This is a genomic window from Enterobacter sp. E12 (assembly GCF_014596715.2).
GTDB classification, from domain to species: domain Bacteria; phylum Pseudomonadota; class Gammaproteobacteria; order Enterobacterales; family Enterobacteriaceae; genus Enterobacter; species Enterobacter bugandensis.
This window is the reverse complement of sequence record NZ_CP115601.1, coordinates 3,048,840-3,069,509: the sequence shown is the minus strand read 5'-3', so window position 1 is coordinate 3,069,509 and position 20,670 is coordinate 3,048,840. Positions and strand designations below refer to the sequence as shown.

Annotated in this window: 18 protein-coding genes; 17 read left to right on the top strand and 1 reads right to left on the bottom strand. The window is 44.8% G+C overall.

Going from position 1 to position 20,670, the window contains the following annotated elements; all coding sequences use genetic code 11:
* The first annotated feature begins 1 nt into the window (after position 1).
* From wcaM to ugd, 17 genes are all read left to right on the top strand, one after another.
* A complete protein-coding gene (gene wcaM / locus IB212_RS14675; RefSeq protein ID WP_041909137.1) occupies positions 2 to 1,393 on the top strand; it encodes a colanic acid biosynthesis protein WcaM in 1,392 nt (463 codons plus the stop codon).
* 176 nt (positions 1,394 to 1,569) lie between these two features.
* Positions 1,570 to 2,466, top strand: a complete 897-nt coding sequence (gene galF, locus IB212_RS14670) for a GalU regulator GalF (protein WP_041909139.1) — start codon at positions 1,570 to 1,572, stop codon at positions 2,464 to 2,466.
* A 375-nt stretch (positions 2,467 to 2,841) separates the two neighbouring features.
* Entirely contained in the window at positions 2,842 to 3,792 is a 951-nt protein-coding gene (locus IB212_RS14665; protein ID WP_081752967.1) for an NAD-dependent epimerase/dehydratase family protein, read from the top strand.
* Entirely contained in the window at positions 3,792 to 4,835 is a 1,044-nt protein-coding gene (locus IB212_RS14660; protein ID WP_041909140.1) for a glycosyltransferase family 4 protein, read from the top strand. Before IB212_RS14665 ends, IB212_RS14660 begins: the two co-directional genes overlap by 1 nt.
* Entirely contained in the window at positions 4,828 to 5,388 is a 561-nt protein-coding gene (locus IB212_RS14655; RefSeq protein WP_022648623.1) for a hypothetical protein, read from the top strand. Before IB212_RS14660 ends, IB212_RS14655 begins: the two co-directional genes overlap by 8 nt.
* A gap of 38 nt (positions 5,389 to 5,426) precedes the next feature.
* Entirely contained in the window at positions 5,427 to 7,313 is a 1,887-nt protein-coding gene (locus IB212_RS14650; protein WP_041909144.1) for a nucleoside-diphosphate sugar epimerase/dehydratase, read from the top strand.
* 102 nt (positions 7,314 to 7,415) lie between these two features.
* On the top strand, positions 7,416 to 8,501 hold the full coding sequence (gene rfbB / locus IB212_RS14645; RefSeq protein ID WP_041909146.1) for a dTDP-glucose 4,6-dehydratase: 1,086 nt from the start codon (positions 7,416 to 7,418) through the stop codon (positions 8,499 to 8,501).
* Entirely contained in the window at positions 8,501 to 9,400 is a 900-nt protein-coding gene (rfbD, locus tag IB212_RS14640; RefSeq protein ID WP_041909148.1) for a dTDP-4-dehydrorhamnose reductase, read from the top strand. Before rfbB ends, rfbD begins: the two co-directional genes overlap by 1 nt.
* A 52-nt stretch (positions 9,401 to 9,452) precedes the next feature.
* On the top strand, positions 9,453 to 10,331 hold the full coding sequence (gene rfbA / locus IB212_RS14635) for a glucose-1-phosphate thymidylyltransferase RfbA (protein WP_041909149.1): 879 nt from the start codon (positions 9,453 to 9,455) through the stop codon (positions 10,329 to 10,331).
* A gap of 3 nt (positions 10,332 to 10,334) precedes the next feature.
* A complete protein-coding gene (rfbC, locus tag IB212_RS14630; RefSeq protein ID WP_041909150.1) occupies positions 10,335 to 10,883 on the top strand; it encodes a dTDP-4-dehydrorhamnose 3,5-epimerase in 549 nt (182 codons plus the stop codon).
* Positions 10,884 to 10,945: 62 nt separating this feature from the next.
* Positions 10,946 to 12,166 (top strand): oligosaccharide flippase family protein, encoded by a 1,221-nt coding sequence (locus IB212_RS14625; protein ID WP_041909152.1) that lies wholly within the window; start codon positions 10,946 to 10,948, stop codon positions 12,164 to 12,166.
* The gene (locus tag IB212_RS14620; protein ID WP_071993713.1) at positions 12,163 to 13,329 is read left to right on the top strand and encodes an O-antigen polymerase; all 1,167 of its coding nucleotides are present in this window, start codon (positions 12,163 to 12,165) and stop codon (positions 13,327 to 13,329) included. Before IB212_RS14625 ends, IB212_RS14620 begins: the two co-directional genes overlap by 4 nt.
* Positions 13,326 to 14,414, top strand: a complete 1,089-nt coding sequence (locus IB212_RS14615; protein ID WP_041909156.1) for a glycoside hydrolase family 99-like domain-containing protein — start codon at positions 13,326 to 13,328, stop codon at positions 14,412 to 14,414. Before IB212_RS14620 ends, IB212_RS14615 begins: the two co-directional genes overlap by 4 nt.
* Positions 14,415 to 14,427: 13 nt before the next feature.
* The gene (locus IB212_RS14610; protein WP_041909157.1) at positions 14,428 to 15,297 is read left to right on the top strand and encodes a rhamnosyltransferase; all 870 of its coding nucleotides are present in this window, start codon (positions 14,428 to 14,430) and stop codon (positions 15,295 to 15,297) included.
* A gap of 74 nt (positions 15,298 to 15,371) precedes the next feature.
* Positions 15,372 to 16,484 carry a glycosyltransferase family 4 protein gene (locus IB212_RS14605; protein WP_041909159.1) on the top strand — a complete coding sequence of 371 codons (1,113 nt, stop codon included), beginning with the start codon at positions 15,372 to 15,374 and terminating at the stop codon, positions 16,482 to 16,484.
* Between the two features lie 208 nt (positions 16,485 to 16,692).
* Positions 16,693 to 18,099 carry an NADP-dependent phosphogluconate dehydrogenase gene (gene gndA / locus IB212_RS14600; protein WP_028013772.1) on the top strand — a complete coding sequence of 469 codons (1,407 nt, stop codon included), beginning with the start codon at positions 16,693 to 16,695 and terminating at the stop codon, positions 18,097 to 18,099.
* A 225-nt stretch (positions 18,100 to 18,324) separates the two neighbouring features.
* A complete protein-coding gene (ugd, locus tag IB212_RS14595; RefSeq protein WP_041909161.1) occupies positions 18,325 to 19,491 on the top strand; it encodes a UDP-glucose 6-dehydrogenase in 1,167 nt (388 codons plus the stop codon).
* A 51-nt stretch (positions 19,492 to 19,542) separates the two neighbouring features.
* Here the strand turns inward: ugd and IB212_RS14590 are convergent, their stop codons facing one another.
* A complete protein-coding gene (locus IB212_RS14590; protein ID WP_041909163.1) occupies positions 19,543 to 20,547 on the bottom strand; it encodes an NAD-dependent epimerase in 1,005 nt (334 codons plus the stop codon).
* Positions 20,548 to 20,670: the final 123 nt, after the last annotated feature.

Sequence of the window (20,670 nt, the reverse complement as noted above, 5' to 3'; positions counted from 1 at the left end):
TATGCTGAAAAAGATTACCCGACGCACCTTTGTCTCTTCTCTGTCTGTTCTGGCGGCCTCGCCGCTGCTGTCGTCCCGCATGGCGCGGGCGGCAAGCGGAAAGACGGTCTCCATTAATCAGTACAATAACAACGACTGGATCGCCGCTTTTAAGCAGGCGTTTAAGGACGGTGACACCGTCGTTGTCCCGGCCGGACTTACCTGCGAAAACATCAATACGGGCATTTTCATTCCCGACGGTAAAACGCTGCTGATCCGCGGAGCGTTGACCGGCAACGGACGTGGGCGTTTTGTGCTGCAGGAAGGCTGCAAAGTGATCGGTGAAGGCAGCGGGCGCACGGAGAACATCACGCTCGATGTTCGCGGCTCGGACTGCGCGATCAAAGGGCTGGCAATGAGCGGATTTGGGCCGGTGACGCAGATTTACATTGGTGGCAAGAAACCTCGCGTGATGCGCAATCTGGTGATTGATAACATCAGCGTGAGCCAGGCTAACTACGCCATCCTGCGCCAGGGCTTTCACAATCAGGTTGATGGCGCCCGGATCACCAACAGCAAATTCAGCCATCTGCAGGGCGATGCGATCGAGTGGAACGTTGCCATCAATGACCGCAATATCCTCATCTCCGATCATGTGATCGATAACATCAACTGCACCAACGGCAAGATCAACTGGGGCATCGGCATCGGCCTCGCCGGCAGCACCTACGATAACGACTACCCGGAAAAGCAAACCGTGAAGAACTTCGTGGTGGCAAATATCACCGGCAGCAACTGTCGCCAGCTGGTGCACGTTGAGAACGGGAAACACTTTGTTATCCGCAATATAAAGGCCAAAAATATTACCCCCGATTTCAGTAAAAAGGCGGGTATAGACAACGCAACGGTCGCCATTTATGGCTGTGATAATTTCATTATTGATAATGTCGACATGGTCAACAGTGCCGGAATGTTAATCGGCTATGGCGTAATTAAAGGCGATTATTTGTCCATCCCGCAGAACTTCAAGCTCAACAATATCCACCTGGATAATCGCCAACTTGCGTATAAGCTGCGCGGAATTCAAATTTCATCCGGTAATGCGACCTCCTTTGTAGCGATCACCAACGTGGAGATGAAGCGGGCGACGCTTGAGCTGCACAATAAGCCGCAGCATCTTTTCTTACGTAATATCAACGTGATGCAGGAGGCAGCTATTGGCCCCGCGCTGAAGATCAACTTCGACCTGCGTAAAGATGTACGGGGTAAATTTATGGCCAAAGACGAAACCTTGCTGTCGCTGGCGAACATTAAAGCGGTGAATGAGAAGGGGCAGAGTTCGGTGGATATTGACCGGGTGGATCAGCAGGTAGTGAATGTGGAAAGGCTGAATTTTGCGCTTCCGCACAGATAATCGACAACTTTCTTTTTTGAGACTATTCCTGGCACAGAAGTGTGATCTATTCAGATTACAACTACAGAAATTCGTGGGGCTAAGGCGTAACATTGTCAGAGGATTACGGCAAATCATGCTGGCGAAAACAGGTTTAAGAGCTATAATTCGTCAACCATTTTAAGGTGGAAGAAATAATGATTAATTTGAAAGCAGTCATTCCGGTAGCAGGCCTGGGCATGCATATGCTGCCCGCCACTAAAGCCATTCCTAAAGAGATGCTGCCGATCGTCGACAAACCGATGATTCAATACATCGTCGACGAGATTGTTGCTGCGGGGATCAAAGAAATCGTCCTGGTTACCCATTCGTCCAAGAATGCGGTTGAGAACCACTTCGACACCTCTTACGAACTCGAAGCGCTGCTTGAGCAGCGCGTCAAACGCCAGCTGCTGGCAGAAGTGCAGTCTATCTGTCCACCAGGCGTAACCATTATGAACGTGCGTCAGGCACAGCCGCTGGGTCTGGGTCACTCGATTTTGTGTGCCCGTCCGGTAGTGGGTGATAACCCATTCATCGTTGTTCTTCCGGACATCATCATCGATACCGCTTCAGCCGATCCGCTGCGTTACAACCTGGCGGCAATGGTGGCGCGTTTCAATGAAACCGGCCGTAGCCAGGTGCTGGCGAAACGCATGAAGGGCGATCTTTCTGAGTACTCCGTTATCCAGACAAAAGAAGCGCTGGAGACGGAAGGGCAGGTGAGCCGCATCGTTGAGTTCATCGAAAAACCCGATCAGCCGCAGACGCTGGATTCGGATCTGATGGCGGTTGGCCGTTATGTTCTGAATGCCGATATCTGGGCGGAGCTGGAAAAAACTGAGCCAGGCGCCTGGGATCGTATCCAGTTGACCGATGCAATTGCAGCACTGGCGAAAAAACAGTCCGTTGACGCAATGCTGATGACAGGTGACAGCTACGACTGTGGTAAGAAGCTGGGATACATGCAGGCGTTTGTGAACTATGGGCTGCGCAACCTGAAGGAAGGGGCGAAGTTCAGAAGCCGGATTGAGAAGCTGTTGGCTAACGACTGATATTCCTTCCGCGTCCAGAACAAACGGCAGTTATCATTTTTGGTGTTGAGACATAACCAAAATGATAACTGCCGTTTTTTGTTATTAATTTTAATGATTACATAGGGTTATCTGATTCAAATCTCAGCAGCTTTGTAGCGATTTGTGCTTGTTTCTCTGGTCGTTTAGGACGACAATTAACGCCTGTTATTGTCTGTATCCAGACAAGCAAAATCATTAATCAAACATCGCTCAGTGCACTGGTAGCTGTTAAGCCAGGGGCGGTAGCGTGCCTGGCATTTACAATTGAATTTTAAACGAACAGTTGTGAACGAGACAGTTTCACGCAAATCTGCACTACGTGCGGGCGTAAATATCAGATTGAGCGGATAGGGGATGTCAATGAAAGTAATGGTGACGGGCGGGACCGGGTTTCTTGGAACTGCTTTAGTCCAGGCGTTGAAGTCATCAGGACACGAGGTGATATTAACAACGCGCAAGCAGGAGAACCCTGAACAGGGCATTTACAACCTGGGTGATATCTCAGCCAATACCAACTGGTTAAATCTCCTGCAAGGATGCGACACTGTCATTCATACCGCAGGAAGGGCGCATATCCTTAATGATGATGCTCAGGACGCTTTAGCGGAATTTCGCCGTGTCAATCACGACGCAACGATGAAATTAGCGAGCGATGCTGCGACCAGCGGAGTTAAACATTTTATCTTTGTAAGCTCAATCGGCGTTAACGGTAATGCCACCTCAGGGATCCCATTTACTGAGGCCTCGGAGCCACAACCCACTTCTGATTACGCCATTTCTAAGCGAGAAGCCGAGCAGAGTCTGCTTAATCAATTTGCAGAAAGCGATATGGCGATCACCATTGTTCGCCCGGCATTGATTTGTGGTGAAAATGCACCGGGTAATATACAGCGCCTTTTAAAACTGGTTTCTAAAAACCTACCGTTGCCATTTAAAAATGTCAGGAACAAGCGAGCGCTGGTATCTCTGGATAATGTCGTCAGTTTCATCAGCGAATGCGTGGTAAATGAGAAATCCAAAAATCAACTCTATTTACTCGCCGATGCAGAACGTCCTTCAACCGAAGATATGATTAATGCCTTTGCCTCAGCAATGGGCATTAAAGCGAAACTGGTCTCATTTCCAACGGGTATCTTCAGGTTATTGCTTTCTTCAGTTGGTAAACGAGGTATTTACGATCAGCTGTTTGGCGATCTGGAAGTCGATGCCTCTAAATCCCGGAAACATTTAAACTGGACGCCCCCGATAACCCTTTTTGAAACGATGAAAAAAACGGCGAAATATTATATCGAAGGTAATAAATAATGATGAGTTTTGGGATTGTGATATTCGCTTTTTTAGTATCATGCGCGCTGACCTGGGGGCTACGTGGTTATGCCATTAAGCATAACGTTATTGACCGTCCAAACCAGCGAAGTTCGCATTCGGTACCAACCCCACGAGGGGGCGGAGTGGCTATCGTTCTGACGCTCCTGGCGGCGTTAGTCTGGTTTTATTTCAGCCGCGCGCTGACGCTGGATAGCTTCCTGGGTTTATTTATTCCAGGATTGATTGTTGCCATCATCGGTTTCCTTGACGATCACGGCCATATCGCGGCACGCTGGCGTCTGTTGATGCATTTCCTTGCGGCAGCAATCGGCATCTATTTCTTAGGTTCTTTCCCTGTCATTACGCTGTTTGGTTATGACGTTTCCTTATCCTGGGTTGGTATGATTCTGGGCTGCGTTTATCTGGTCTGGATGCTTAACTTATATAATTTTATGGATGGGATTAATGGCTTAGCTAGCTCGGAGGCCATCACCTTTGCTGCATGTAGTGCGGTATTGATGGCTATCAACCCGTATACAGACGCGCCAGGCTCTCTTTATCCTCTCACGCTTGCCCTTATTGGTGCCGGAGCTGGCTTTCTTGTCTGGAACTTCCCGGTCGCGAAAATCTTCATGGGCGATGCCGGAAGTGGTTTTCTTGGTATAACAATCGGACTGATGATCCTGCATATTGCGAAAGTTGACTCGCACTTCTTTATTGCAGAATTATGCTTGCTGGGCATATTTATCGTCGATGCCACGACAACGCTATTGAGGAGGCTCGTAGCAGGTAAAAAGGTCTATGAAGCACATGCCAGCCATGGCTACCAAATCCTAGCAAGAAAATATGGCAGCCACGTTCCGGTGACATCATTGGCAATTGCCGTCAATCTGCTGTGGCTTTTCCCCTTCGCCTTTTTTATTGCCTCAGGCAAAATTGATGGTGTTGTGGGGCTGCTCATCGCCTGGTTCCCGCTTCTCGTTGTTGCACTGAAATGTGGGGCAGGAGTTAAAGACAAAGAGAGCAACGTCAATGCATGACTTATTGATTTTGGGCGCGGGTGGTCATGGCCGTACGCTGTACGAGACAGCGAGACTGCTGGGATATAAGGATATCGTTTTCCTCGACGATAATACCTCTGCCTGCCAGGAAATTAATCAGCTCATTATTGGAAAAATTTCCGAACTACAGTTACATATTGGTAAGGTCAGTCATGTCGCTATTGGCATCGGAAACAATAAAGTCAGAGAGCAGCTCTATCAGCAACTGCTCGGCTTAGGTATTCATCCTGTAACGCTTATACATCCCTTTGCATTTGTCAGTCCATCGGCGACCCTTGCTGAGGGAACTGTTGTGTTAGCGGGAGCTGTAGTGGGTGCCAACGCAAAATTAGGTTTGGCGACGATTGTGAATAGCCACTCGACAATAGATCACGATGCCATTCTTGGTGATTTCGCTCATTTAGGTGTTGGTGTCCATCTTGCGGGCAGCGCTGTGATTGGGAAAGCAGCGTTTCTCCAGGCGGGGACAGTGGGCGGTTATAATACTAAAGTAGACGATTACTCAGTGTGTCCTGCTGGTACTATTTTATAAACTGAATGCAAGCTTTAGTGAGGCGACCAGTTTTTAGTATGCTAAATTATTTAATATCTTTACCCAGACCAATTAAGCGAATTATTACTCTCTTCATAGATGTTATACTGCTCTTATCTGCTTTTTGGTTTGCATTTTGGGTGCGTATTGATTCAATGACTCCGATATATAGTACGGAGCATTGGCTTTTTATTTTCTCAATAATTTTAGTTACTCTGGCAATATTTGTTAAATTAGGGCTATATCGGGCCGTAATCCGTTACATTACTGCCAAGATATTATTAGTAGTAACGATGGGGATGGTCATATCGTCCATTTTGCTTATTATCGCAGCGTTCTATACCAACCTCTATTTGCCGAGAACGATTCCTTTTATCTATTTCTCATTCGGTCTGCTGCTTATTGCCGGATCACGGCTTGGAATGAGGATGTTGGTGAATCGTGGGTTGAATCTGGGCACTCGGGTAGTTATTTATGGTGCAGGTGCTTCGGGTCGTCAATTACTGCCTGCGCTGAGCCAGATGGACGAATACTACCCCGTTGCTTTTGTCGACGATAATCGCGCCCTGCAAGGTCAGGTGATTCACGGAGTAAGCGTCTTCGCACCAGAAAAACTGCCCTGGCTGGTTGAGAAATACGAAGCGAAGAAAATTCTGCTGGCCATGCCAAGCGCAAGCCGGGCCAGAAAAAACGAAGTCATTAAAACCCTGGAAGGTCTGCCGTGCGAAGTGCTCTCGATCCCGGGAATGGTCGATCTGGTGGAGGGGAAGGCAAGTATTGATTCCTTGCGGAAAGTCGTTATTACAGACCTGCTGGGCCGCGATCCTGTCTCACCCATTCCGGAACTGATATCCCGTAATATCAACGGGAAAACAGTGATGGTTACCGGGGCAGGGGGGTCTATAGGGTCTGAACTATGCCGACAGATAATTAAAAATAAGCCAAACCAGCTTATTCTGTTCGAACTGTCCGAATTCTCCCTCTATTCCATTGATTCCGAACTGCGTAACCTGAATCTGGGTCAGGATTTTAAAGTTAAAATCTATCCAATCCTCGGAAACGTTCAGGATAAAGAGCATCTCGAAAGGTTAATCAGAGCATTCAACGTCGACACAATTTATCATGCTGCGGCGTACAAGCATGTACCGCTTGTCGAGTTCAACGTACTTGATGGCGTGCGCAATAATATCTTTGGTACGTTGAGTTGCGCTCAGGCCGCGGCAAGTTGCGGTGTTGAAAACTTTGTCTTGATTTCGACTGATAAAGCCGTTCGCCCTACCAACACCATGGGGGCGACCAAGCGCATGGCGGAGCTGGTGCTGCAAGCGCTGGCGAAGGAATCCAGTAAAACCTGCTTCAGTATGGTTCGTTTCGGCAACGTGTTAGGCTCATCAGGCTCAGTTGTGCCGTTATTTGAAAAACAGATTGCTGCAGGTGGACCGGTGACGCTGACTCACGAAGATATCACGCGTTACTTTATGACTATTCCTGAAGCGGCTCAATTGGTTATCCAGGCGGGAGCCATGGGCACGGGCGGCGATGTTTTTGTTCTGGATATGGGGGAACCCGTCAAGATCATCGACCTTGCGCACCGCATGATTACGTTGCAAGGGCTTACCGTTCGCGATGATAAAAACCCTTATGGTGATATCGCGATAAAAACAACGGGTCTGCGGCCTGGTGAGAAACTGTATGAAGAGTTGCTTATCGGCGACAATGTATCCGTTACGCAGCACCCGCGTATCAGGACTGCTAACGAGGTGATGTTGCCGTGGAGTGAGATGAGCATTATTCTCCGTGACCTCGACAACGCCTGCTGTCAGTTCGACTACGAGCGCGTGCGAGAGATACTTTTACAGGCACCTGCAGCATTTAATCCAACCGACGGTATCTGCGATTTACTTTGGAATGTAAAGGTAAGTTAAAATAGCAGATTGTCAGTTTCTCCGCCCTGGAAGCTTATCAATAGTTACCTGGGCGACAGCAACTAATTAATTGTTTCTGATAACATTAAGAGCGAAATAAACGTGAAAATTCTGGTCACTGGTGGAGCAGGCTTTATTGGGTCTGCGGTGGTACGACACATTATTAATGATACGCAAGATTCTGTTATTAACGTCGATAAACTGACTTATGCAGGGAATCTTGAATCGCTGGCCGATGTCTCGCACAGCGAACGCTATCATTTTGAACATGCCGATATCTGCGACAGCAATGCCATGGCGCGTATTTTTGCAGAGCACCAGCCGGATGCGGTGATGCACCTGGCGGCCGAAAGCCACGTTGATCGCTCGATCACCGGCCCGGCAGCCTTTATTGAGACTAACATTGTTGGTACCTATGTACTGCTGGAAGCAAGCCGCCAATACTGGTCAGCGTTAGATGCTGATAAAAAAGCGTCTTTCCGTTTCCACCATATCTCAACAGATGAAGTCTATGGCGATCTTCCGCATCCGGATGAAATGGCCAAGGGAGCTGAACTGCCGCTGTTTACTGAAAAAACGGCCTATGCCCCAAGCAGTCCCTATTCTGCTTCTAAAGCATCCAGCGATCATTTGGTCCGTGCCTGGCTGCGTACCTATGGTTTCCCTACCATTGTGACTAACTGTTCTAACAATTACGGTCCATATCACTTCCCGGAAAAACTTATCCCGCTGGTCATTCTCAATGCGTTGGAGGGTAAAGCCCTGCCTGTTTACGGTAAAGGAGACCAAATCCGCGACTGGCTGTACGTAGAAGATCACGCCCGTGCGTTATACACCGTGGTAACCCAGGGCAAGATTGGCGAAACCTATAACATCGGCGGCCACAATGAGAAGCAGAATCTTGATGTGGTAAATACCATCTGCTCATTGCTGGATGAAATCGTGCCGAAGGAAGGTTCCTATCGTGACCAGATAACGTATGTGGCTGACCGCCCGGGTCACGATCGCCGCTACGCGATTGATGCAGAGAAAATTGGTCAGGAGTTGGGCTGGAAGCCTCAGGAAACTTTCGAAAGTGGCATTCGTAAAACCGTAGAATGGTACCTGGCGAACACAAAATGGGTAGAGAACGTGAAAAGCGGCAGCTACAAGTCCTGGATTGAAGAAAACTATGGAGATCGCGCCTGATGAATATTCTTCTGTTCGGTAAAACCGGTCAGGTGGGTTGGGAGCTACAGCGTGCTCTGGCACCGCTGGGCAATTTGATTGCGGTTGACGTCCATTCGCAGGAGTATTGCGGTGATTTCAGCAACCCTGAAGGCATTGCAGAAACGGTGCGCCGCATTAAGCCTGATGTCATCGTCAACGCGGCTGCGCATACCGCCGTCGATAAGGCCGAGTCAGAACCCGAATTTGCTCAGCTGCTGAATGCCACGAGTGTCGAGGCGATTGCCAAAGAGGCCCAAAAATTGGGGGCCTGGGTTGTTCACTACTCTACTGATTACGTATTCCCGGGTAATGGCGATACGCCGTGGCTTGAGACGGACGCCACAGCGCCGCTTAATGTGTATGGCGAGACCAAACTTGCGGGTGAAAAAGCCTTAAGTGAAAATTGCTCACGCCATTTGATCTTCCGGACTAGCTGGGTTTATGCCGGTAAAGGGAATAATTTTGCGCGTACCATGCTGCGACTGGCAAAAGAGCGCTCTGAGCTGTCTGTTATTAACGACCAATTCGGGGCCCCTACGGGTGCTGAATTATTAGCAGACTGTACGGCTCATGCTATTCGGGTTGCCCTGAATAAACCTGAAGTGGCGGGAACTTATCATCTGGTTGCCAGTGGTACAACAACCTGGTACGACTATGCCTCTCTGGTATTTGATGAAGCGCGCAAAGCCGGAATTGAACTGGCATTACAGCAGCTTCATGGCGTGCCGACCAGTGCGTACCCAACGCCTGCAAAACGTCCGGCAAACTCGCGCCTCAATACGTTAAAGTTCCAGCAGAATTTCAACCTCGTACTGCCTCAGTGGGACGCGGGGGTTAAGCGTATGCTGACTGAGTGGTTTACAGCGACAGCGATTTAATAATGATCGGGATGCCTGGGAGTGGGCATCTTATGACTATAGAGATGATGAAATGAAAACGCGTAAAGGTATTATTCTGGCGGGTGGCTCTGGTACTCGTCTGTATCCAGTAACAATGGCTGTTAGTAAACAATTATTGCCTATTTATGATAAGCCGATGATTTACTATCCGCTTTCAACGCTGATGCTGGCTGGTATTCGAGATATTTTAATTATTAGTACTCCGCAGGATACACCGCGTTTTGAACAGCTTCTGGGTGATGGAAGCCAGTGGGGGCTGAATCTGCAATATAAAGTCCAGCCAAGCCCGGATGGTCTGGCGCAGGCTTTCATTATTGGCGAAGAATTCATTGGTAACGATGATTGCGCCCTGGTGTTGGGGGATAACATTTTCTATGGTCACGACCTTCCTAAATTGATGGATGCAGCGGTTAATAAAGAAAATGGTGCAACGGTTTTTGCCTATCACGTGAACGATCCTGAGCGTTACGGTGTTGTCGAGTTTGATAAAAATGGTACCGCCATCAGCCTCGAAGAAAAACCGCTGGAACCGAAGAGTAATTATGCAGTGACGGGACTCTATTTCTACGATAACAGTGTCGTTGAGATGGCGAAGAATTTAAAACCGTCAGCACGTGGTGAACTGGAAATCACGGATATTAACCGTATTTACATGGAGCAAGGAAAGCTTTCCGTGGCTATGATGGGCCGTGGCTTTGCCTGGCTTGATACAGGGACTCACCAGAGCCTGATTGAAGCGAGTAACTTCATTGCAACTATTGAAGAGCGCCAGGGGCTGAAAGTGGCTTGTCCTGAAGAAATTGCTTACCGCAAAGGATTTATTGATGATGAGCAGGTTAAAAAACTCGCTGCTCCGTTGTCAAAAAACCAATACGGACAATATTTACTGAAAATGATCAAAGGTTATTAATTAATGAATATCATTAAAACAGAAATACCCGATGTGCTAATTTTTGAGCCGAAAGTTTTTGGTGATGATCGTGGTTTCTTTATGGAAAGTTTCAATCAGCGAATTTTCAACGAAGCCGTTGGTAAAGAAGTGAATTTTATTCAGGATAATCACTCTAAATCCAGCAAAAATGTACTTCGTGGTTTGCACTACCAACTACAGCCCTATGCTCAAGGTAAATTAGTCCGTTGTGTCGTCGGTGAAGTTTTCGATGTCGCTGTCGATATTCGTAAAGACTCACCCTATTATGGGAAATGGGTTGGCGTACATTTATCTGCAGAAAATAAAAAACAATTATGGATCCCTGAGGGATTTGCTCATGGATTTTATGTTCTGAGCGATACAGCAGAATTTGTGTATAAAACAACTAATTATTATTCTCCTGAACATGAGCGTTCAATCTTATGGTCAGATAGCGAACTGAACATTGCATGGCCTGTCAGCCACGATTGTTCACCGAGTTTGTCTTCGAAAGATCTTGCTGGTAAAGCTTTTAAAGATTCAGACTATTAATTTCTACTCAGGCCTGTAAATAGCATACAGGCTTTTTTCACATTACTGAGTGTATCATACCAGTGAAAAAAAACATTATACTGCTATTTTTTGTTCAGGCTTCAAACTATTTATTCCCTTTGTTAACCCTCCCATATTTAATGCGAGTGTTAGGGGCTGAAAATTTTGGAATTGTAGCTATGGTCCAGGCGTGGCTACAATACATTATAATTTTTGTTGATTATGGCTTTAACTTTAGTGCGACGTTACTGGTTTCAGTTAATAAGAATAATCAATCCAAAATTGATTCTATTTATACAGCAGTAACTGCTGCTAAGTTAGCGTTATTACTGATAGTTTCATGTATTTTTGCTTTATATGTAATTATCAATGGCACGAGTATATACTCTTATCTGATCCTGTTAGGGATGATATCCGTAATAGGTACAGTTTTATTCCCTGTATGGTTATTTCAAGGGATTGAAAAAATGCAGGGTATTGCAATATGTACAACCATTGCAAAATTCGTCTCCCTTATTCTGATTTTCCTTTTAGTAAAAACGCCTGAAGATATGAATATGGCCGTTATAAGCCAATCATCAGGGATGTTTATCTCAGGTATTTTGGCTTGTTTCTTTATAAAAAAACAAAAATTGGCCAAATTTACAAGAGTTTCAATAAAAGAAATCTATTCGGTTTTATCTAAGGGATTTGACCTTTTTGTATCTAATATAACTATAAGTTTTTATACGACTTTAAATATATTAATTATAGGGTATTTTGGTGGCCCGACGCTGGCAGGTTATTTCTCAGCAGCAGATAAAATCCGAACTGCAGCGCAAGGTTTGATGAGTCCTGTTCAGCAAGCGATGTTCCCAAGAGTCAGTTCATTGATTAGTGAAGGAAAAACACTCAATGAAATCTGGCACTTGTATGGTAAGAAGTTTATTGCGTTCGGATTGTTAATATCGGTCGCAATGGCTGTCATAGGATACCCTGTATCACTTTATTATTACAGTGAAGAATATCGAATATCGTCGATGATATTGTTGATGATGTCTCCTTTGCCATTTATCGTTTCAGTGGGCGTTGTATATGGACAATGGTGGTTAATACCTAATCATTTCACAAAAGTTGTCAGGAAAACATATCTTGCTGTGAGTTTTATGCATATTATAGTTTCTATACTATTAATGCATCTGACTCCAACATATGGCGTGACAATTAGCGTGATTATTACAGAAATAATTGTTTCGGCTATTTTTGTCCTGGTGAGTTTTAATAGCGAAAAGAATTCAAGATGATTAAACGAAGACCTAGAAATCCATCTTTTTATTTATGTCTGTATGTTGTCTTTGCATTAGTATTATGGGTTTCACAAAGTAGCCTCTACATCACATTTGATTCTGGTTTGATGATCCTAATTGTTTCTTATTTATATTTTTTCTTAGGATGCTATATAGGTAATAAAACAACAAGATTTCATCAGCAAGATAATCTAATAAATAATCAATCGCTCTTTAATATTTCCTTGCAGGTAAAAATTTCACTTGTAATCAACTTCTTCATATTGATTTATCTGGCGTTCCTGTTTAAAAATATTGTGACGAGTGGTATTTCGTTCGCAGAATACAGAGAAAGTTTATTTAAAGATCAATCAATAAAAGAATACTATGGAGCATTTGCAGCTTATTTATTTGTATTTGCAACCCTGGTGCCGCTTTTTGGCATTAGTTATGGTTTGTATTTGAAGATTAATAAAAATAAATCTGCAATCTTATTTTTCTCATTTTTAATGTTGGTAGGAAAAGAAAGTATCTTGATTTCAAGATACTATGTTTTCGCTCCGGTGTTGGCAGCAATATTAATATTATATTGCTATGATAGAAAAATGACTTTGAAGAAAGTTATTTTTGCTCTGGGTGTATTTTTGATTTTGTTATTAGCCATATTCACTTTTAGAGGTGATAGCGACTTAAGTCAAAGTCTTATTAATACTCGCAATTATGCGATTGCAGGTTACTCACTTTTTACTCATGCAATTGATAGCGGTGATACTGATATCTTGTATGAGCTTTCTAGTCCATTTTCATTCTTAGGTATACTAGGCGCTAAGTTTTACGACCAAAGCGCTTTCTTCACAAAAGTCCAAGATTTCGTTCTGCTAGGCAGTGCTGGTTATTTTAATGCCTTTTATACATCCTTGTTATTACCCTTCCTGTATTTCGGTAGTATAGGGTTAGCTGTACTCAGTATGTTGTTTGGATATATTGTATCGAGAAATCACAATTGCTTTATCAATAAGAACTCATTCCTTAACTTCAACTCCCTGTTTGCTTTGATTGTTATTTTCTTTTCTCATCAGTTTTTGCCGGTGCAGTTATCCTTCTTTTGGGATTATTTCCTGATTTCGTTATCAGTTCATTTGTTTGTAGTTTGTTATAGAAATATAAGGAGCAATTTTTGAAAACGTTAGCATTTTATCTTCCGCAATTTCATGAGATTGAAGAAAATAATAAATGGTGGGGAGAGGGTTTTACCGAATGGGTCAATGTTAAAAAGGCTACGCCTCTTTTTAAAAATCATAACCAGCCCAGAGAACCTCTGAACGATTATTATTATAATTTGCTCGATGTAGAAACATTAAAATGGCAATCGGAACTTGCAAAAAAGCATAATATTGATGGTTTTTGTTTTTATCATTACTGGTTTAATGGTAAGCGTTTACTGGACAAACCAGCTGAACTTTTACTGGAGAACAAAGATATACATCTCCCGTTCCTTTTTTCATGGGCTAACGAGCCATGGACGCGTAGTTGGGATGGTAGTCATCGAGATGTTATCATGCCCCAAAGTTATGGTGACGAATCAGACTGGCTAAATCACTTTAACTATCTCAAGCCATTTTTCGAAGACGAAAGATACATTAAACATAATGGTAAGCCTGTATTTCTATTATATCGTTCTGCTAGCTTTGAAAAGTGTAATGAGTGGATTCAGTATTGGCGGAAACTGGCAAAAGAAACGTCTTTCGGTGATATACATTTTGTGTCAACACTTACCTCATTCGCTCAAGATCATCGTAAGCTAGATTTTGATGCCGAGTTAAATTTTGAACCAATGTGTACTTTTGAACACAATATGGGGAAACTTAAACCGATATTGCGAAAAGTGATCGGAAGAATAAAACGTATTTCTAATGAAAAATTAAAAACAAATTACGTTGAGCAGATATTATCTTATCAATCAATTTGGGATAAAATCCTTGAAAAGGATTTTAGTGAAACACATTATTCAGGTGCATTCGTTGATTGGGATAATACGCCAAGGAAAAAAACTAAATCACTCGTGATGAAAGGAAGTAATCCTCAGGTATTTAAGAATAATTTCGATAAACTTTATAAAAAATCTATTTCTGCTAATGTTCCATTCTTATTCATAAATGCATGGAATGAATGGGCTGAGGGTACGTATCTTGAGCCGGATAAAAAAAATGGATATGGTTATTTGAATGCAGTAAAAGATACTGTTAAAAAATACAAAAAAAATTAATAGGTGATAGGTCGTGATTAGTTCTGTAACTGTAACATTTAACCCTGATATACTTTGCTTAGAAAAGCAATTTCTTTCTTTGCAAGGCCAAATAGACAGTGCTGTTATAATAGATAACGGCTCTCGAAATTACGAAGAGATAAAAGATTTAGCAGAAAAATTTAATTTCGTCATGATCAGTTTGCCCGAGAATATGGGTCTTTCGCATGCGCAAAACATTGGTATCGAAAATGCTATATCTCGCGGTGCCGAATATTTATTACTTCTTGATCAAGACAGTGTATTAGGTGCTAATTTCATCAGTGCCATGAGCAAGATGTACACCCAGAATAACGTTGGTATCCTGGGTCCTTCTTTTTATGATCCGCACACAAACGAATTTTATTGGGGCACTAATTACATCGGTCCATTTATTAAACGAACGCCAATAGAAGAAATAACAGATGTCACCTACGTTATTGCATCTGGCTCTTTCTTTTCTTCTGAAGTTTACGAGAAAGTTGGTAAAATGGAAGAAGCATTGTTCGTGGATTATATTGATGTGGAGTGGGCCCTGCGTGCTAAAAAATTAGGGTATCGCGTTGCAATGACTAATCAGGCGTCAATGGCTCACACGATTGGTGATTCAAGGCTGAATCTGTTAGGACGTAAAATATCTGTTCATAGCCCGATGCGACGTTACTTTTTGGTCAGAAATAGCTTCTTTATGATCAGAAAGTCATATATTCCAGTGGGTTATAAAGTTCGTGAGGTTTTCCTTAATTTTGCTCGTGCTGCAATATCTTTAATTCTTAATAAAGAAAAAAAGAAAACGTTGATGATGATCTTTTACGGTATTTCTGATGGTCTTTCTGGAAGATTTGGACCATTCAAAAGACATTAATACCAGGTGTAGCTGTCTCGTTGCAAGTTAATGAGCGTTAGTAACGATATACTTATCGGACTGTTTCAAAAACTATGAAAATTCTTTATATAATTACACGCGCGAATGAAATCGGTGGGGCTCAGACTCATTTGCGTGATATGACATCTGGTTTAGTAAAGGATGGTCATCAAGTTGAGTTAATCGTTGGAGAGCAAGGCGCTCTGGTTGATGATGTTCGCGCATTAAATGTGAAAGTTCACATTATCCCTGAGCTGGTAAGGGAAATATCGCCTTATAAAGATATTAAATGCGCTTTAATTATACGCAAGATTATAAAAGAATTTTCTCCGGATGTTATTGCACTTCATTCTTCTAAAGCTGGAATTGTAGGGAGGTTGGCAGCTCTTTTCCTGAAAATTCCTGTTGTTTTCACCGTACACGGTTGGTCATTCGCAAATGGGGTTCATGATAAGAAACGTCGCTTGTACATTGTTATTGAACGATTATTCAGTAAAATTACTGATGAAATAATCACAGTCTCTGCTCAAGATAAACAACTTGCAATCGAACATAACGTTGCGTCTGCCAGTCAGCAAACGGTGATCCATAATGGCGTGCCGTTAAAAAGTGCTGCTCCTCATGTTTACCATACTCATGACGTAGTGAAGTTGATTTCGGTAGCTCGTTTTTCAGAACAAAAAGATCATGAAAGCCTATTGAAAGCGTTGAGTCGATTAGAAACAAGAAACTGGGCGTTGACGCTGGTAGGAAAAGGCCCCAGATTAGATGAGATGAAACAGCTTTCACAGGATCTTGGAATTAGCGAAAATGTACTGTTTACAGGCGAACGTTTAGACGTTGATGCCTTGCTGGCAGACAGTGATATTTTCCTGTTAATTTCTAACTGGGAAGGTTTCCCTATCAGTATTCTCGAGGCTATGCGTGCAGGCTTGCCTGTTTTAGCATCAGACGTTGGTGGCGTTTCTGAATCTGTCATTGATGGCAAAACGGGATATCTCGTTCCTCGTGCAGATATTGATGCCATTAAAAACAGACTCGCTGACTTAATTAGTGATAGTGCTTTACGTGTTGAATTAGGCAAGTCAGGAAATGAATTTTTCCTTGAAAACTTCTCATTCAACGCAATGTATAATAAAACGGTTGAACTTTATCAAAAAGCAATTAATAAAAAACATAATAAATAAGAGAATTTATTATCTGTTGTGATTTAGTTCATTTATAAATAAAATATACCTGCACCTTTTGTGGGGGTTTGATATATCCCGTTTTGTGTCGTCTGGCGTGATCAAGGCCACAAATGCCTACCTCTGTCCCTGATTTATGAGTTAAGATTCTTGCAAATTATATCTGTCGGGGTTACCCGACAGTGACCACACCTGACAGGAGTATGTAATGTCCAAGCAACAGATCGGCGTTGTCGGTATGGCAGTGATGGGGCGCAACCTGGCGCTCAACATCGAAAGCCGTGGTTATACCGTCTCCGTTTTCAACCGCTCCCGTGATAAGACTGAAGAAGTGATTGCCGAAAACCCAGGCAAGAAACTCGTTCCTTTCTATACGGTAAAAGAATTTGTTGAGTCTCTGGAAACGCCTCGTCGAATCCTGCTAATGGTGAAAGCGGGCGCAGGTACCGATGCAGCTATAGACTCCCTGAAGCCTTACCTCGAAAAAGGCGACATCATCATTGATGGCGGTAACACCTTCTTCCAGGACACCATTCGTCGTAACCGTGAATTGTCCGCTGAAGGCTTCAACTTCATCGGTACCGGTGTTTCCGGTGGTGAAGAGGGCGCGCTGAAAGGTCCATCTATTATGCCTGGCGGCCAGAAAGAAGCGTACGAGCTGGTTGCGCCAATTCTGACTAAAATTGCAGCCGTTGCTGAAGATGGCGAGCCTTGTGTGACCTATATCGGTCCGGACGGTGCGGGTCACTATGTCAAAATGGTGCACAACGGCATCGAATACGGCGATATGCAGCTGATTGCAGAGGCATACTCCCTGCTGAAAGGCGGCCTGAATCTCTCTAACGAAGAGCTGGCTGAAACCTTTACCGAGTGGAATAAAGGCGAGCTGAACAGCTACCTGATCGACATCACCAAAGATATCTTCACGAAGAAAGATGAAGAAGGTAAATACCTGGTTGATGTGATTTTGGATGAAGCAGCGAACAAAGGTACCGGTAAATGGACCAGCCAGAGCTCTCTGGATCTGGGCGAGCCGCTGTCTCTGATCACCGAATCCGTCTTTGCGCGTTATATCTCTTCTCTGAAAGAGCAGCGCGTTGCGGCTTCTAAAGTGCTGTCAGGCCCACAGGCTAAACCAGCCGGTGACAAAGCTGAGTTCGTCGAGAAAGTTCGTCGCGCCCTGTACCTGGGTAAAATCGTCTCCTACGCGCAGGGCTTCTCACAGCTGCGTGCGGCGTCTGACGAGAATAACTGGGACCTGAACTACGGCGAGATCGCGAAGATCTTCCGCGCGGGTTGCATCATTCGTGCGCAGTTCCTGCAGAAAATCACCGATGCCTATGCTGAAAACGCAGGTATCGCTAACCTTCTGCTGGCACCGTACTTTAAGAAGATTGCAGACGAGTACCAGCAGGCGCTGCGTGACGTGGTTGCCTACGCTGTACAGAACGGTATCCCGGTTCCAACCTTCTCGGCTGCGGTGGCGTATTACGATAGCTACCGCGCTGCCGTTCTGCCTGCCAACCTGATTCAGGCACAGCGTGACTATTTCGGCGCGCATACTTACAAGCGCACGGATAAAGAAGGCGTGTTCCACACCGAATGGATGGAATAAGTTAACTTACTCGCTTTCATCAAACCCGGAGCCTGTCTCCGGGTTTTTTTATGCAAAAAATGCCGCGCATTATTCGAAGTAGTCTGAATCTCATCCCCCTCGTTGTGATTACTCCTGGTTTGCCTTGACAGTGCTGTTTGCCAGGAGGTACAAAGCCCATCAGTTATGTTTATCGCGATGGTCTGCCGGCCATCAGTACAGTTAACTAAAAGAAGTCATTAGCGAATGAAAATAACAATTTCCGGAACAGGGTATGTCGGTCTTTCTAACGGCATTCTGATTGCTCAGAACCATGAAGTGGTTGCGCTGGATATCGTGCAGGCCAAAGTGGATATGCTCAATCAGAAGAAATCGCCGATTGTCGACAAAGAAATCCAGGACTATCTCAGCAACAAACCGCTGAATTTCCGCGCCACGACAGATAAAGAAGATGCATACCGCGATGCGGATTACGTCATCATTGCGACGCCTACTGACTACGATCCAAAAACCAATTACTTCAACACCTCAACCGTAGAAGCGGTTATCAAAGATGTTATTGCGGTCAATCCTGATGCGGTGATGGTTATTAAATCAACCATTCCTGTCGGCTTTACCAAATCCATCAAAGAAAAGTTTGGTATCGATAATATTTTCTTCTCGCCTGAGTTCCTGCGTGAGGGGAGAGCGCTTTATGATAACCTGCATCCTTCCCGCATCGTTATTGGTGAACGCTCTGAGCGCGCTGAACGTTTCGCTGCGCTGCTTCAGGAAGGCGCGGTGAAGAAAGATATTCCGGTGCTGTTCACAGACTCCACCGAAGCAGAGGCGATTAAGCTTTTCGCGAATACCTATCTGGCAATGCGAGTCGCGTACTTCAATGAGCTCGACAGCTACGCAGAAAGTCTTGGATTGAATACCCGCCAGATTATTGAAGGGGTTTGCCTCGACCCGCGTATTGGTAACCACTACAACAACCCGTCATTTGGCTACGGTGGCTATTGCCTGCCAAAAGATACCAAGCAGCTGCTGGCAAACTACCAGGCTGTGCCGAATAACCTGATATCGGCGATTGTTGACGCTAACCGTACGCGTAAAGATTTCATCTCCGATTCTATTCTTGCGCGCCAGCCGAAAGTGGTCGGCGTGTACCGTCTGATCATGAAGAGCGGTTCCGATAACTTCCGCGCCTCTTCCATTCAGGGGATCATGAAGCGCATCAAGGCGAAAGGCGTTGAGGTTATTATTTATGAACCGGCCATGCAGGAAGATCAGTTCTTCAATTCCCGCGTGATCCGCGATCTGGATGCTTTTAAGAAGGAAGCGGATGTCATCATCTCGAACCGCATGGCCGAAGAGCTGGCTGACGTCGCTGACAAAGTCTATACCCGCGATCTGTTCGGTAGCGACTAATTCTCTTACGTTAAAATAAAAAACCCGGCTGATTTGCCGGGTTTTTTATTTTCAGACCTTGTAAAACTCGCGGTACCAGTCAACGAAGTTCTTCACGCCGTCTTTAACCGAGGTTTGCGGTTTGAAACCGATCACGTCATAGAGCGCTTTCGTGTCGGCGCTGGTTTCCAGGACGTCGCCCGGCTGGAGTGGCAACATATTTTTCTCGGCTTTCTTACCCAGCGCCTCTTCCAGCGCGGTGATGTAGTCCATCAGTTCTACTGGCGAACTGTTACCGATGTTGTAAACGCGGTAAGGTGCTGAACTGGTTGCCGGTGAGCCAGTCTCGACGGTCCAGTTTGCGTCAGGATGGGGAATAACATCCTGCAGGCGGATAATTGCTTCAGCGATATCATCGATGTAGGTGAAATCGCGTTTCATCTTGCCGTAGTTATAGACATCGATGCTTTTGCCTTCAATCATCGCCTTAGTAAACTTAAACAGCGCCATGTCCGGGCGTCCCCACGGACCGTATACGGTAAAGAAGCGCAGTCCGGTGGTCGGCAGGTTGTAGAGATGCGAATAGGTGTGCGACATCAGCTCATTGGCTTTTTTGGTCGCGGCATAGAGTGAAACCGGGTGATCTACGGAATCGTCAGTGGAGAAGGGCATCTTACGGTTGAGGCCATATACGGAGCTGGATGAAGCATACAGCAAATGTTGAACATTATTGTGGCGGCAACCTTCCAGCACGTTGAGATGGCCAATTAAGTTGGCATCCGCATAAGCGTGTGGATTTTCCAGGGAGTAGCGTACGCCTGCCTGTGCGGCCAGGTGAATAACGCGATCGAACTTCTCGTCAGCGAAAAGCGCAGCCATACCTTCCCGGTCAGCTAATTCCATCTTGTGGAAGGTGAATCGCTCAGATTGTAGCCGTTCAAGACGCGCCAGCTTCAAATTGACGTCGTAGTAATCATTCAGGTTATCAATACCGACAACCTGATGGCCGGCTTCAAGCAGGCGTTTACTGACATTAGAACCGATAAAACCAGCTGCGCCCGTTACCAGAAATTTCATATCTTTCCTCAAATACCCAACGCTTACAGATGCGATAACGCATCACATAGTGACTATGATAGCGCGAAGGAGGCGAGTTACATAACGCATCTTTCCGATATAACTCATCGGATTCTTATAGAA